This is a genomic window from Methylophilus sp. QUAN (assembly GCF_015354445.1).
GTDB lineage: Bacteria > Pseudomonadota > Gammaproteobacteria > Burkholderiales > Methylophilaceae > Methylophilus.
Map to the genome: position 1 here is coordinate 1 of NZ_JADKYT010000002.1, position 13476 is coordinate 13476.

15 protein-coding genes are annotated in these 13476 nt (G+C 53.8%); 14 read left to right on the forward strand and 1 reads right to left on the reverse strand.

What is annotated here, in order from left to right; translation table 11 throughout:
- Positions 1–199 precede the first annotated feature (199 nt).
- Positions 200–772, reverse strand: a complete 573-nt coding sequence (locus tag INP79_RS08730; protein WP_194753933.1) for a glycine zipper 2TM domain-containing protein — start codon at positions 770–772, stop codon at positions 200–202.
- A gap of 190 nt (positions 773–962) precedes the next feature.
- Between INP79_RS08730 and ispD the strand changes: the two genes are divergently transcribed.
- From ispD to INP79_RS08800, 14 genes are all read left to right on the forward strand, one after another.
- The gene (gene ispD / locus INP79_RS08735; protein WP_194753934.1) at positions 963–1670 is read left to right on the forward strand and encodes a 2-C-methyl-D-erythritol 4-phosphate cytidylyltransferase; all 708 of its coding nucleotides are present in this window, start codon (positions 963–965) and stop codon (positions 1668–1670) included.
- The gene (ispF, locus tag INP79_RS08740) at positions 1667–2149 is read left to right on the forward strand and encodes a 2-C-methyl-D-erythritol 2,4-cyclodiphosphate synthase (RefSeq protein ID WP_194753935.1); all 483 of its coding nucleotides are present in this window, start codon (positions 1667–1669) and stop codon (positions 2147–2149) included. The genes ispD and ispF overlap by 4 nt, the downstream gene beginning before the upstream one ends.
- Before the next feature lie 5 nt (positions 2150–2154).
- On the forward strand, positions 2155–3984 hold the full coding sequence (locus tag INP79_RS08745) for an ABC transporter ATP-binding protein (protein ID WP_194753936.1): 1830 nt from the start codon (positions 2155–2157) through the stop codon (positions 3982–3984).
- Positions 3985–4191: 207 nt separating this feature from the next.
- Positions 4192–4614, forward strand: coding sequence for a type II secretion system major pseudopilin GspG (gene gspG / locus INP79_RS08750; RefSeq protein ID WP_194753937.1), 423 nt, complete (start codon positions 4192–4194; stop codon positions 4612–4614).
- A gap of 6 nt (positions 4615–4620) precedes the next feature.
- The gene (locus INP79_RS08755; protein WP_194753938.1) at positions 4621–5793 is read left to right on the forward strand and encodes a type II secretion system F family protein; all 1173 of its coding nucleotides are present in this window, start codon (positions 4621–4623) and stop codon (positions 5791–5793) included.
- The gene (locus INP79_RS08760; RefSeq protein WP_194753939.1) at positions 5790–7475 is read left to right on the forward strand and encodes a GspE/PulE family protein; all 1686 of its coding nucleotides are present in this window, start codon (positions 5790–5792) and stop codon (positions 7473–7475) included. Before INP79_RS08755 ends, INP79_RS08760 begins: the two co-directional genes overlap by 4 nt.
- Entirely contained in the window at positions 7456–8283 is an 828-nt protein-coding gene (locus tag INP79_RS08765) for a hypothetical protein (RefSeq protein WP_194753940.1), read from the forward strand. Before INP79_RS08760 ends, INP79_RS08765 begins: the two co-directional genes overlap by 20 nt.
- Positions 8273–8842, forward strand: a complete 570-nt coding sequence (locus INP79_RS08770; RefSeq protein WP_194753941.1) for a PilN domain-containing protein — start codon at positions 8273–8275, stop codon at positions 8840–8842. Before INP79_RS08765 ends, INP79_RS08770 begins: the two co-directional genes overlap by 11 nt.
- The gene (locus INP79_RS08775; RefSeq protein ID WP_194753942.1) at positions 8839–9477 is read left to right on the forward strand and encodes a hypothetical protein; all 639 of its coding nucleotides are present in this window, start codon (positions 8839–8841) and stop codon (positions 9475–9477) included. The genes INP79_RS08770 and INP79_RS08775 overlap by 4 nt, the downstream gene beginning before the upstream one ends.
- Complete coding sequence (locus INP79_RS08780) at positions 9467–10114, forward strand: hypothetical protein (protein WP_194753943.1); 648 nt, start codon at positions 9467–9469, stop codon at positions 10112–10114. Before INP79_RS08775 ends, INP79_RS08780 begins: the two co-directional genes overlap by 11 nt.
- Complete coding sequence (locus tag INP79_RS08785) at positions 10111–12123, forward strand: secretin and TonB N-terminal domain-containing protein (protein WP_194753944.1); 2013 nt, start codon at positions 10111–10113, stop codon at positions 12121–12123. The genes INP79_RS08780 and INP79_RS08785 overlap by 4 nt, the downstream gene beginning before the upstream one ends.
- On the forward strand, positions 12123–12611 hold the full coding sequence (locus INP79_RS08790) for a type II secretion system protein (RefSeq protein ID WP_194754524.1): 489 nt from the start codon (positions 12123–12125) through the stop codon (positions 12609–12611). Before INP79_RS08785 ends, INP79_RS08790 begins: the two co-directional genes overlap by 1 nt.
- A complete protein-coding gene (locus INP79_RS08795) occupies positions 12598–12978 on the forward strand; it encodes a type II secretion system protein (RefSeq protein WP_194753945.1) in 381 nt (126 codons plus the stop codon). Before INP79_RS08790 ends, INP79_RS08795 begins: the two co-directional genes overlap by 14 nt.
- A gap of 8 nt (positions 12979–12986) precedes the next feature.
- Positions 12987–13475 (forward strand): type II secretion system protein, encoded by a 489-nt coding sequence (locus tag INP79_RS08800; protein WP_194753946.1) that lies wholly within the window; start codon positions 12987–12989, stop codon positions 13473–13475.
- Position 13476: the final 1 nt, after the last annotated feature.

Here is a 13476-nt window from a genome sequence, read left to right on the forward strand (position 1 = left end):
GTGAAACGAACTTGCGCCAATGATAGTGTACTCTTCGTATGCGAAAGTAGGTCATCCCCAAGCTCCTATTCTAAAAAGGCCTCAACACTCGCGTGTTGAGGCCTTTTTTATTGCACGAAAATGGGGTTGGACATTAGAATGTCCTCCTTAAATATACAAAAAAGCCTCTTAACAAGAGGCTTTTTTGCTTAGGCAGCCGTTAATTGATCGTTTGCCATTGGCCTTGTTCTGCCAGGCAGGCGCGATTGCTGGCTTGCTGACGTTTTCCCTGTTCTATCCATTCAAGCCGGTAAGATTTACATTTTTGATTACCTTGCATGAAGTCTGCGGTTGGCGTGAGGTTGTATTCAATACGGCTATCAGGATTTACCCAATGAACCCGTTGCCCTATGCGTCCGAGTTCGAGGGCGTGGCCTATACAGCCCCTGTCATTATTATCAATGGCTTTGCCGATCTGGTTGCCAATGACTGCGCCGATAACAGAACCGAGAATAATTGCAATCGGCTTATTTGAGCCTTCACCGACGCTGGCGCCCACTGCGCCGCCGATGACGCCACCAGTCACTGTGCCGACGGTTTGCCACTGACATTCTCCGCTGATGACGCCATAGTCACGCTGCCACTGGTAGCCTGAATAGCCACGATAGTAAGGGTCGTGTTTCTTCCTCCAGCCATGTGCTGGCGCGTGGGCAGGCGGGTCCGCGTAGCTGGTGCCTAATGTTGCGCACAGGGAGAATAAGACGCTGCTAATGATTACCTTGGTATTGTTCATGATTCGCTCCCGAAGATCTATTGTTATGATGGGTACCGCTGCTTGATTATAGAATGACTTTTTAACGGGGGTTGCGTTAAGCCTCAAAGAAAGGCAGGTAAGCAGCATGATGATGGCCACTTGTTGCAATTTCAGCCGCTTGATTCTTAGTGTGCCAAAGAAGTGCATGCCTGCATGATAAAATGACAGGATGACTCAATACCATGTCCTGATTCCAAGTGCCGGCAGTGGCTCGCGTATGCAAAGTGTCGCGCCCAAACAATATTTGCCGCTCAATGGGAAACCAATCTTGCGTCACGCTATCGATACCTTTGAGGCAATACCTGCCATCAGCCGTATTTTTATTGTGATTGCATCTGAAGATGCTTATTGGTCGGATGACTTGTTGCAAGGCTGTCATAAGACTCTGGTATTGTCTTGCGGTGGCGATAGTCGCGCGGCTTCTGTCTATCAAGGTTTGCAGGCGATGGCGTCATATATTGATCGCGAAGATTGGGTGTTAGTCCATGATGCCGCACGTCCTGGTGTCGATGCGGTGATGGTGCAGCGTTTAATTGATGCGATCGGACCGGCAGAAGTCGGCGGATTGCTTGCCTTGCCTCTGGCAGACACTTTGAAGCGTGCAGATGCTGAAAAGCATGTAGCTGAGACTATTCCGCGTGAAGCATTGTGGCAGGCACAGACGCCGCAAATGTTTAAAGCTGGCATGTTGCAGCAGGCACTGGCTACACATTTGCACCGGCTGCCGACAGACGAAGCACAGGCGATAGAGTGGGCAGGCCATTCACCCAAGCTGGTGCTGGGTGATTTGAAAAACTTAAAAATTACGTATCCGCATGATGTTGCCGTTGTCTCGGCGTTGATGCAGGCTACGCAGAGCGAACAGGATGCAGAATGATCCCCTTTAGAATTGGCCATGGCTTTGATGTACACGCGCTAGTGACTGGCCGCGACTGTATTATTGGTGGTGTTAATATCCCGCACAGCCACGGCCTGGACGGACATTCTGATGCCGATGTCTTGTTGCATGCGATTTGCGATGCCTTGCTCGGCTCTGCGGCCTTGGGCGATATAGGCAAACATTTTCCACCAACCGATATGCGCTTTAAAGGCATAGATTCACGTGAGTTGTTGCGGCACGTGGTGGCCTTGCTCAACGATAAGGGGTATCTGGTTGGTAATGTGGACGCGACGGTGATTTGCGAAGCGCCACGCTTGGGTAAGCATACGGCGCAGATGTGCGCCAATATTGCGGCTGATTGCCAGGTCGCCCTGGATCAGGTGAACGTGAAAGCAACCACCACAGAAAAACTCGGCTTTACTGGCCGTAGTGAAGGCATCGCTGCCGAAGCCGTTTGTACCATTTATTCCAAGTAGTTTACATGCGATTGTTTAACCGTTTTGAAACGCTGATTTCTCCTTTTCCGCGAGAGATTATTTCTCAGCTGCCAACCAAGTTCTGGCCATTTATGTGGGCATGCTCGTATGGCATGCGCCGCTATATCTTGGCGATGACGATACTGACTGCCTGTATTGGTTCGTTTGAGGCGTTACTGTTCGCGTTGATGGGCAAAGTGGTCGATAAATTGACTGCCATTGCGCCTAGCCAGTTATGGACCACTCATCATGACACCTTGTGGCTGGTCGCCTCGATTTTAATGGGTAGTACGCTGGTTATTGTGTTGCAAACATTGATCAAGCACCAGACGCTGGCGGGTAATTTCCCCATGCGTTTACGCTGGCAGTTTCATCAGCATATGCTTAACCAGAGCATGGGTTTTTACCAGGATGAGTTCGCCGGTCGCGTCTCTGCCAAAGTCATGCAAACGGCGCTCGCCGTGCGTGAGGTCTGGTTTATTTTGGCCGATATCATGGTGTATGTGCTGCTGTATTTCACCACGATTGTGACGGTGGTCGGCAGCTTTCACCCATGGATGGTGCTACCGTTCCTTGGCTGGCTGTCACTCTATGCATGCGCCCTGGTGTATTTTATTCCGCGTCTGGCCAAGGTCTCCCAGCGCCAGGCCGATGCACGTGCCATGATGACGGGCCGTATTACCGATGCGTATACCAATATTTCTACCGTGAAATTATTTTCGCATGCCGGGCGCGAGGCGGGTTATGCGCAATCGGCCATGCAAGAGTTCCTGGATACCGTACATGGGCAAATGCGCATGGTCAGCGGTGTCGAGAGCATCAATCATTTCTTGAATATGTGTTTGATTATTGCCAGCGGCAGCATGGTGTTGTGGCTGTGGTCACAAAGCCTGGTGGCCGCCGGGGCAGTGGCGGCGGTGATGGCCATGGGTTTGCGCCTGAACGGGATTTCACACTGGGTGATGTGGGAGCTGACTTCGCTGTATGAGCAAATCGGTACCGTACAGGATGGCATGAATACCTTGTCGGTAGAAAACCAAGTGGTGGATGTGCCTGATGCGGTCGCTCTGCATGTGCCCAAAGGCGAAGTGGTGTTCCAGCAGGTCGATTTTGCTTATGACAAACAACCTCCCTTGCTACACGGTTTTGACTTGCACATTCAGCCGGGCGAGCGCGTCGGCCTGGTCGGGCGTTCTGGCGCCGGTAAGTCGTCACTGGTGAATTTGCTGATGCGTTTTTACGATATCCAGGCCGGGCATATCCGTATTGATGGGCAGGCGATTGATACTGTAAAACAGGACTCTTTGCGCCAGCATATTGGCATGGTGACCCAGGATACGTCCTTGCTGCATCGTTCGGTGCGGGAAAATATTCTATATGGGCGCCCGGATGCCAGCGATGAAGAAATGATCACGGCAGCCAAGCGTGCCGAAGCCCATGACTTTATTCTCACTCTGCGCGATGCCAAAGGCCGCACCGGCTATGATGCGCATGTGGGTGAGCGAGGCGTTAAACTGTCTGGCGGCCAACGCCAGCGCATTGCCATTGCCCGCGTTATGCTCAAAAATGCACCGATACTGGTGCTGGACGAAGCGACCAGTGCACTGGACTCCGAGGTTGAGTTAGCCATTCAGCATCACCTTGCCCAACTGATGGAAGGCAAAACGGTGATCGCCATTGCGCACCGCTTGTCGACCATTGCTGCCATGGACAGGCTGATTGTGCTGGATCACGGACGCATCGTCGAAACGGGCACGCATCATCAATTGCTCGCACAAGAGGGTATCTACGCCAAGTTGTGGGCACACCAGAGTGGTGGGTTTTTAGGCGAGTAGCCTGCAAAAGCACGCCTGCTGGCTGGGCTTGCTTTCAGCGATCGCAGACAAAAGCAGTGCGCTTAGGCCGCTGCTTTTTTTATTGTGCCCGCCATTGTCACGGGCTTTAATCAAACCTTACAAATATGACAGTCTGTCATATTGCCGCCACTTTTCTGCAATCTAATCTGCTTAGTATTGTCATCAAATTTTCATGGAGTGTTTGCGATGCCTTGTCGTTCTGCCCGGAACAGTCGCGGTTTTACCTTACTGGAGTTATTGGTCGTCATGGTCATTATTGGCCTGCTGGCGGGCTATGTCGGGCCCAAGTATTTTCAGCAGATCGGTAAATCTGAAGTCAAAACCGCCAAGGCACAAATTGCAGCATTGGAGCAGGCACTGGATCAGTTCCGGCTCGATGTTGGGCATTACCCAAGTACAGAACAAGGCTTGCAGGGCTTGATGACTAACGCCGATAACAATACACACTGGAGCGGCCCCTACCTGAAAAAAGAAGTCCCCAATGACCCGTGGGGTAAACCTTACCAGTACCGTGCACCAGGCCAACATGGCGAGTATGATTTGTTCAGTCTGGGTAAGGATGGCCAGGTTGGCGGCAGCGACGAAGCACAGGATATTACCAACTGGTAAATTGCCATGCATTATCAGGCAAAAGTTCTCAATGGTTCTACGCTGGCAATAGTGGAACTGCAGGCCGACGATGAACAGGATGCGTACGCGCAATTGAAATCCAAAGGCCTAATGCCAGTATCGCTGCATGCGCAAAAAACGGCCAAGGTCTCCAGGCGCGAAGCGTTTCCGCTGGCCTTGTTCAGCCAAGAGTTGCTGGCGTTATTGCATTCAGGCTTGAACCTGGTAGAGGCCGTTGATGCCCTAGCGTTGCGCCAGGATCATACGCGTACGGTGTTGCAGGGGATCTTGCAGTCGCTGCAGCAAGGCAAATCATTCTCAGCTGCCCTTGAACGCCAGCCAACGGTGTTTCCGCCGCTCTATATCGCTACCGTCAAGGCCGCTGAACGCACCGGTGATTTGGGCAATGCCTTGACGCGCTACATTGCCTACGACAACCAGGTCTCATTGCTCAAAAAGAAAATCATCAGTGCGTCTATTTATCCAATGTTATTGATTGTGGTAGGCGGGTTGGTGATTGCCTTTTTAATGGGCTTCGTCGTACCCAAGTTCAGTAGTGTGTATGAAGGCACCGGCGCGGATTTGCCCTGGATGTCCAAAGTGATGTTGCAATGGGGCACGCTGATTTCGCAACATGGCGAGACCATGCTGGTGATATTGGCAGCGATGGTGGTTGGCCTGGTGTTGCTTTTCAAAACGCCGGCAACGCGACAGTCTATGCTCAAAGCCATTTGGCGCATTCCGGCCATTGGTGAAAAACTCCATCTCTACCAGCTCGCCCGCTTTTACCGCACCTTAGGCATGTTGCTGGCAGGGGGTACACCGATTATGACCGCGCTCGATTCTTTGGGCGGCTTGCTGGACAGTAGCATGGCGCGCAGCCTGCAACAGGCGCAAACCATGATTAGCCAGGGGCAGCCGCTCTCCCATGCGTTTCAGACGGTCGGAATGACCACGCCGATTGGCGAGCGTATGCTGCTGGTCGGCGAGCGTGGTGGCAATGTGGCGCAGATGATGGACAGCATTGCCGGTTTTTATGATGAAGAACTGGCGCGCTGGATAGACTGGTTTACCAAATTGTTTGAGCCTTTGCTCATGCTGTTTATCGGCCTGGTCATCGGCGTCGTTGTGTTGTTACTGTATATGCCTATTTTCGAACTGGCGGGGCAAATCCAATGAACCAGCCTTTGCCCATGCTTTCGGCCGACTCGTTATCCCTTGCGCAAACACAGGCTTTGCAACAACAACGCCGCGTGATTGAAGTGCTGGAAGACATCGTCCCGGCTGACAGCGAAATGATGGTGAGCCAACTGGCGCAGTTGTTGCATTATCCGGTGGCGACCATGCGTGACATGCGCGAATGGCAAGTGGCCTTTGACGTGGTGAGCTATAACGAGGCACAGCAGAAAGAATGCCTGGCGTTTTATGATGCGGCACAAACCCTCATTCTGGTGTTTGCTGACCCGTTTAACCGCCAGTTGCCACTGTGGGCACAGCATGCGGTGCAAGTGCCGTTTGAGTGGCGCCTGGCGCATCGGTTGGAGATTAGTGCCTATCTGGCAGGCGAAGAAGAAACCATGCGCGCCATGGATGGCGTCGGGCTCTCGACGGAGCATGCCGCAGCCGAAGGCGACGAAGAAGTCGTCATGCAGTTATCGTTGAAGTCTATTCACGAAGATGCCAACCCCATCGTCAAACTGATTAACTCCACTTTGTATGACGCGCTGAAAACCGGTGCCAGTGACATCCACCTGGAAACGCATCCTGGCGGCCTGGCGGTGAAATACCGCATTGATGGCGTGATGGCCAGTATTGCCAACAGTCCTGGCCTGGACAGCGCAGAGCAGGCGATTTCACGTATCAAGGTGATGGCGCAACTGGATATTGCCGAGCGTCGCATTCCGCAAGATGGCCGCTTTAAAGTGCACGCCATGGGCAGGTTGATTGATTTCCGCGTTTCTATCATGCCGAGTGCTTTTGGTGAGGATGCCGTGTTGCGTGTGCTGGACCGCAAAGCCCTGACCGAGCAGGCGCAAGGGCTTAGCTTGAAAGCGCTGGGTTTTGATGCTGATGTGATTGCCAGGTTTAGAAAATTGGCCAGCGAGCCTTATGGCATGGTGCTGGTGACGGGGCCGACGGGTAGTGGTAAAACCACCTCTTTATATGCGGCGATTTCAGAGGTGAACACTGGTTTTGACAAAATTATCACCATTGAAGACCCGGTCGAATATCAATTACCCGGCGTGCTGCAAATCCCGGTGAATGAGAAAAAAGGCCTGACTTTTGCGCGCGGCCTGCGCTCGATTTTGCGCCATGACCCGGACAAAATCATGGTGGGGGAAATCCGTGATGCCGAAACTGCGCAAATCGCCATGCAGGCGGCGCTCACCGGCCACCTGGTGTTTTCCACTGTGCACGCCAACAGCGTGCTCGATGTGATCGGCCGCTTTATGCATATGGGTGTCGATCCTTACCATTTTGTGTCGGCGGTTAATGGCATCGTTGCCCAGCGGCTGGTGCGCGCCTTGTGTCCGCATTGTGCCGAACCATTTGTGCCGGATGAGGACATGTTACGCACTTCTGGCCTGACTGCAGCGCAGGCTGCTGGCATGCAGTTCAAACACGCGCAAGGCTGCGGCCATTGCCGCGGCACTGGTTACAAAGGGCGCAAGGCCGTGGCAGAAATGCTGGTACTCAATGATGAGCTGCGCGAGATGATTATCGCCAGGCAGCCAATCCGTCAATTAAAAGAAGCGGCGGCCAGAAATGGCATGCGCACGATTCGCGAGGCTGCCGTCAGTGCGGCCGCAGAGGGCATGACCAGCTTACAGGAGATCAACCGTGTCACGTTTATTGCCTGAGTGGTCCTGGTGTGGCCTGACCAAAGTGCTGGTGACTGCAGACCAGTTACTGGCGGAGCACAGGCCTGCGGGCTTGCGCACGCGTAGCCTGACCGCGCAAAGCAGCTGGAACGGCACCGATTTACAAGCGGCGCTGCCAGCGTTGTTGTCACAACTCCCCGCCAGTCGTTGGCAGCGGATAGAAGTGTATATTGCCGACAAGCATGTGCACCTGTTGCGCTTGCCTGCCATGACGCAAAGCTTGCAGTCGCTGGATGTGTCTGGGCAGGAGCAGCAGGCCTATGCGCGCGCGATCTTGATGCAAACTTATGGTGAAGCGGCACGAGCCTGGCCTTTCCGTTTGCAGGATATCCAACCGCCGCAAGACAGCTTGCTGGTGGCGATTTCTGCCTTGGCATCCCTGGATATAAATGCATTATTGGCCAGCCATGCCATGCAGTGGACTGTGCAGCCTTATGCCAGCGCCTTGTGGGCGAATACGCGTTTGCCAGCAAGTGGGACTGTGCTGACGGCTGAGCCACAGATGCTGCGATTATTGCAACTGGATCACGGTCGCATGACCCATGTCGCCAGCCTGGCGGCAGACATGGCTGACGTGGCGACTATCGCTGCCTGGCTCATGCGCGAACGTACCTTGCTTGGTGTGCAGGCTTCCTCGTGCTACTGGTTGCTGGAGCCTGGTTGTCAGGTGATGGAAAAGACTGGACGCCGCCTAAAACAGGCATTATCCGGCCAGGTGTCATGGCAAGTCTTGCCATCCAGCCGTGCGGTTGCCCCATTGCGGCAGGAGCTTGCGCATGTGGCCTAACCCGAATTACCAACTGGAATTTTCGCGGCCAGTATTTGCCTGGCAGGCGTTGCGCTGGCCAGGCGGCTTGCTGGTGGCGGTATTAAGCGTGCTGGTCGCTGGCAAGTACGCGGCATTCACTGAGACGGAGGCGCAATTGCAGCTGCTGGCGCAACGTCAGCAGCAATTGTCGCAACAACAAGCAAGTGCAACCACCGCAGTACATCAGTCTGTTAGCAAAGTGGTCGCCAGGCAAGCCGTCGCAGTCCTCAGTCAGCCGCAACAAAAGGCCGCCGAAAAAATGGTGCAACAGCTCAATGTGCGCTGGTTCGATTTGCTACAGGCGCTGGAGTCGCAACAAGTGCCGGAGATTGCTTTATTGCAATTGTTGCCAGATGCCAACCGCGGCCAGTTTGTGTTGTCAGGCGAGGCTAAGAGTTATCAGGATTTATTGAAGTATGTGAGTCAGTTGCAGGCGGTGCCGGTGCTGAGCCAGGTACATCTGCAAAAGCATCAGGTCAACGAGAGCCATCCGCAGCGCCCGGTCAGTTTTGAGATTCAGGGGGGCTGGCAGCCATGACGGCAGCACGTTTCCATTCGCCTGTGTACGTGGTCTGGCTGGCGCGCCGCGCTGCCTGGTATCTAGGCTGGTTGCCCATGGTGTTATCGCTTGCATTACTGCTGATGTGGGGAGTGTTATCACATCAGCAGTCTTCGCAGGTGGCGAAGATAGACGCATTAGAAAAAAACATCCGGCAACTGGCGGCGCGCCGCCTGGCCGCCGCGCCTGTGGTCGCAGAAAAAAGCTCGGTGAAACCAGATTCTGCTGTTAAAGCACAGTCATTACCGGATGATTCTGTGCAGTTGGCAGTGCTTTGGCAGCAGTTGCCAGCATTTAGTGATCTTTCGCCGCGCATGATGCATATTGCTAGCCTGGCGCAAAAACGGCAGATCGCCCTCAATGTGGGCGATTACCAGTGGCAGGCACACCAGGCTAACGCGGCGACACATGACATTCAGCAATTTGATATGCGTTTTACCATTCAGGCCGACTACGCGACTTGTCGCCAGTTCATCCTGGATGTGCTGCGGCAATATCCCTCTATGGCGCTGACCGGGCTGGAACTGCGTAAAAATGAAACGTTACAACCCGTTGTCGATGCCACGTTGACGTTCTCAGTGTTTATCCGCGGAGGGCGTGCTCATGGTGCCTGAATCCAAACCATCCACACGACCACTGTTGTGGCTGGCCCTGTTGCTCACGCTGGGCCTGGTCTATTGGCAATGGTCGCAAGAGGATGTTGCTGTTGAGACTACCGTTGTCGCTGCCAAACCAAGGGTGAACAGCCCCCTGCTGCGCGTAGAAGCGGCCGCGATGCCGCAAGCACCTGACAGTCAGCCCGTTGTTGCACCTGCGACGGCATCAGTCTCGGTCGCTGCCATGCCTGCCAGTGAGGAGAGTTATTTCACACGCCAGTTACCAGCCAAAAAGCTGAGTCATCCCCTTTTTGCGGCACATGAGTGGTTGCCACCGCCGCCCAAGCCGCAACCACCGCCACCGCCTGAGGCACCCCCTTTGCCTTATAGCTATGTGGGCAGCATGCAGGATGTGCCAGGCGGTGATGTGGTAATTTTAATGCAGCAGAAAAAAGTGCTACTGCCCAAGCTGGGGAGCAATGTCAGTGCGCAGTGGCGACTCGACCGTGAGGATATGCAGTCTGTGTATTTCACCTATGTGCCACTGAATAAGGTGGTGGTACTGAGCAAAACCAAAACAGCGACAGCAGCTGGCCAGCGCCAGGCGATGGCTGACGCTGACAACAATCATCAGGAAGAAATGCTTAATCAATGAATGCTTTTCAGTTAAATCAGCCTTTGCGGACTGCGATCCCGCGTTATATCGCCATCAGCATGTCGGCTTGGGTGTTGTCATCGTGTGGCCTGTTTCCGCCTAAACTCACTGCGACCACACCAGAAGGTAAAGTGCATGAGTTGGCGCAACAAGTGGCAGAGCGCCCGGCGGATGTGGTGTTGCGTAACCGCTGGTTCCGCGAGCGCGAACAGGCGATTAATGCGCTGTCTGCCGAGGCTGAAGCTGCCGATGCCAGAGGAGATATGGCGGCGGCCAAGCAGGTGTATGCGCGTATTTTAACGCTGGATCCGCACCATATTAAAGCGCAGGCCTATGAAAACGCCAGTGCGCGTGAAGTCGCCTTGCGCAAGCAATTGGATGCCGTCAAACAGCATATGGATAGCCCCAAACAGGCCTTGAAAGAGGTGCGTGATATCTTGCTGGAGCAACCGACCAATGCCGAAGCGCAGGCCCTGGAAAAGCAATTGATCGCCATGGAGCCGCGTGCCCGTGCAGCCTTGCCGCAATTGCAGACCAGCTTGAACAAGCCGGTGACACTGGAGTTGCGTGATGCCAATATCAAAGTGGTGTTTGAGGCCTTGTCTCGCGCCACGGGCGTGAATTTTGTGCTGGATAAAGACATTAAGCCGGAAACCAAAGCGTCGGTGTTCGTGAAGAAAATGCCGATTGAAGAAGCTATCGACATGGTGTTGGCCAGCAACGGCTTGCAAAAGAAAGTGCTGTCTGCCAATAGCGCCTTGGTGTACCCGGCGACACAGCAAAAGAACAAAGACTACCAGGATTTGCTGATCCGTAATTTTTACTTTGCCAACACCAGTGCCAAGCAATGTGCTGATATGTTGCGCACTATTCTGAAAATCCGTGATGTGTATGTGGACGAGCGCCTGAACATGCTGGTGCTCAGAGACAAGCCGGAAGTACTGGCGCTGGCCGAGAAGATGATCAAGGCGCAGGATATTGCCGACCCGGAAGTCATGCTCGAAATTGAGGTGATGGAAATTACGCGCGGCAAAATGAACCAGTTGGGGATTGTCTACCCATCGTCACTCACGGTACTCGATAGCCAGTTAACGCTAGAAGCGCTCAAGCGCATCAAATCGTCTGATATCGGCGTCAGCCCTAATCCTAGCCTGCAATTCAAAACCACAGACAGTGATTTGAACCTGTTGTCCAATCCGCGTATCCGCGTAAAAAATAACGAAAAAGCCAAAGTACTGGTGGGTAACAAGGTACCGGTGATTACCACCAATACCACCGCCAACGTGGGGACGTCTGAGAGCGTGTCTTATGTGGATGTCGGCCTCAAACTAGAGGTTGAGCCACGCGTGATGCTGGATGATTTTGTCAGCATTAAAGTCAACCTGGAAGTCAGCTCACTGGGCGAAGCGATTACGCTGAGCAATAACTCCAAGGTGTATAACATTGGTACCCGCAACGCGACCACCATGTTGCGCCTCAAGCATGGCGAAACACAAATTCTGGCAGGCCTGATTCAGGACTCGGAACGTAAAAACGCTGACAAATTACCGGGCCTGGGTGAAATCCCGATTTTGGGTCGCTTGTTCTCGCGCCATATTGATGAAAAGAATAAAACCGAAATTGTGCTGGCGATCACGCCCAAAGTCATCAGCAATGTGACTTTGCCGGAAGCCACCTTCTCTGAATACTGGAGCGGGACCGACACGGTGATTTCTGACAAGCCGCTGTTAAACAGCATGCCGAGCAACACACTCACACGTGGCCAGCAGGCACGCGAACAACAGTTGCAACGTCAGCGCGAGTTGAATGATGCTGCAGATGTACCGGGTAATGATACGCCGGAGTCTGCGCCAGCCCCTGAGCCGGTGGCCTTGCCTGCCCCGGATGCACCACCAGCCAACAATGAGTCTACACAGCCTGCGTCAGCCATGCCGGGTTTGTCTAACAATGTGAATGGCATTTCGGAGCAGGGCACAACCACCTTACCGGCCCCCAAGGTGATTCCTTGATGGTTTGCAACGTGAAACGCACGCCTGGATTTACCCTGATTGAACTGATGGTGTCGCTGGCTATTATTGCCATCATGGCCAGTATCGCCACGCCCATGATACAACTGACGGTGCAGCGGCAAAAAGAGCAGCAATTGCGCGAGCATTTGCGTGAGATGCGGCGCGCGATTGATGCTTACAAAAAGGCAGCGGATGAGGGCAGGGTGAAAAAGAATGCCGATGCCAGTGGCTATCCGCCCAATTTGCAGGTGCTGGTCGACGGCGTGGAGGATGCCAAAAGCGCCAAGCATGAGCGCATACGTTTCTTACGTCACATTCCTCAAGACCCGATGATGAAAAATCAGGGCGCTAGCAGTTTAAATCAGGCGTGGGGGCTACGCAGTTATGACAGCTCACCTGAGCAGCCGCGCTACACGCAGGATGTCTACGATGTGTATTCATTAAGCACGCAAACCGGCATCAATGGAGTAGCTTATGCGCAATGGTAAGCGGCGTGGTTTTACGCTGGTAGAGCTGCTGGTGGTGCTATCGATTCTGGCTTTGCTGTTGTCGCTGGCGGTGCCGCGTTATTTTTCAGGCGTGCAACGCGCCAAGGAGCAGGCACTCAAACAGCAACTGATCACCACGCGTAAGGCACTGGATGAATATTATGCCGATCAGGGACAGTATCCGGACACCTTGCAGGAGCTGGTCGACAAACATTACCTGGACAAATTACCCTGGGACCCGATTGCCGAGCGCAATGATGTCTGGGTGATTACGCCGCCGGAGTTGCCTGTGGTGGGCGGCGTATATACCCTGCACAGCAGCGCGACCGGTCAGGCCGCCGATGGCTCGGCCTACACCGACTGGTAAGCGAAGGCATGCGCAGGCAAGGCGGTTTTTCTTACATAGGTGTGATGGTGACGCTGGTGATTGCAGCCATTGGCATGCAAGGGGCGGCTGTGATGTGGCAGCAGCAATCCCAACGCAGCAATGAGGCCTTGTTGCTGGAGACCGGCGAAGCTTACCGGTTGGCGATCGGACGTTATTATGAATCGACCCCGCAGCCAGTCAAACAATACCCGATACGGCTAGAGGAATTGATTGAGGACAAGCGTTTCCCCGTGCCCAAGCGACATTTACGCAAGCTATATGCAGACCCGTTTGTTGTGAAGCAGGGCATGACCTTAATCATGCGCGATGGCCGGATTGTCGGCGTGCATAGCCAGTCCTTATTAGCGCCGATACGCAGTAGCGGCTACCAGGAGTCGCAATCAGGTTTTCACGGCGCCAAGCATTACCGCGAGTGGTTGTTTGTGTATGAGCCGAATACCCTGGCTGACCTTGAGCTGGCGTGGGTCAATCGTTAAA

What these genes read in the sequence shown, in the direction of transcription:
- INP79_RS08730 (WP_194753933.1), bottom strand. Translation starts at nt 772, where the DNA reads ATGAACAATACCAAGGTAATCATTAGCAGCGTCTTATTCTCCCTGTGC.
- ispD (WP_194753934.1), top strand. Translation starts at nt 963, where the DNA reads ATGACTCAATACCATGTCCTGATTCCAAGTGCCGGCAGTGGCTCGCGT.
- ispF (WP_194753935.1), top strand. Translation starts at nt 1,667, where the DNA reads ATGATCCCCTTTAGAATTGGCCATGGCTTTGATGTACACGCGCTAGTG.
- INP79_RS08745 (WP_194753936.1), top strand. Translation starts at nt 2,155, where the DNA reads ATGCGATTGTTTAACCGTTTTGAAACGCTGATTTCTCCTTTTCCGCGA.
- gspG (WP_194753937.1), top strand. Translation starts at nt 4,192, where the DNA reads ATGCCTTGTCGTTCTGCCCGGAACAGTCGCGGTTTTACCTTACTGGAG.
- INP79_RS08755 (WP_194753938.1), top strand. Translation starts at nt 4,621, where the DNA reads ATGCATTATCAGGCAAAAGTTCTCAATGGTTCTACGCTGGCAATAGTG.
- INP79_RS08760 (WP_194753939.1), top strand. Translation starts at nt 5,790, where the DNA reads ATGAACCAGCCTTTGCCCATGCTTTCGGCCGACTCGTTATCCCTTGCG.
- INP79_RS08770 (WP_194753941.1), top strand. Translation starts at nt 8,273, where the DNA reads ATGTGGCCTAACCCGAATTACCAACTGGAATTTTCGCGGCCAGTATTT.
- INP79_RS08775 (WP_194753942.1), top strand. Translation starts at nt 8,839, where the DNA reads ATGACGGCAGCACGTTTCCATTCGCCTGTGTACGTGGTCTGGCTGGCG.
- INP79_RS08780 (WP_194753943.1), top strand. Translation starts at nt 9,467, where the DNA reads ATGGTGCCTGAATCCAAACCATCCACACGACCACTGTTGTGGCTGGCC.
- INP79_RS08785 (WP_194753944.1), top strand. Translation starts at nt 10,111, where the DNA reads ATGAATGCTTTTCAGTTAAATCAGCCTTTGCGGACTGCGATCCCGCGT.
- INP79_RS08790 (WP_194754524.1), top strand. Translation starts at nt 12,123, where the DNA reads ATGGTTTGCAACGTGAAACGCACGCCTGGATTTACCCTGATTGAACTG.
- INP79_RS08795 (WP_194753945.1), top strand. Translation starts at nt 12,598, where the DNA reads ATGCGCAATGGTAAGCGGCGTGGTTTTACGCTGGTAGAGCTGCTGGTG.
- INP79_RS08800 (WP_194753946.1), top strand. Translation starts at nt 12,987, where the DNA reads ATGCGCAGGCAAGGCGGTTTTTCTTACATAGGTGTGATGGTGACGCTG.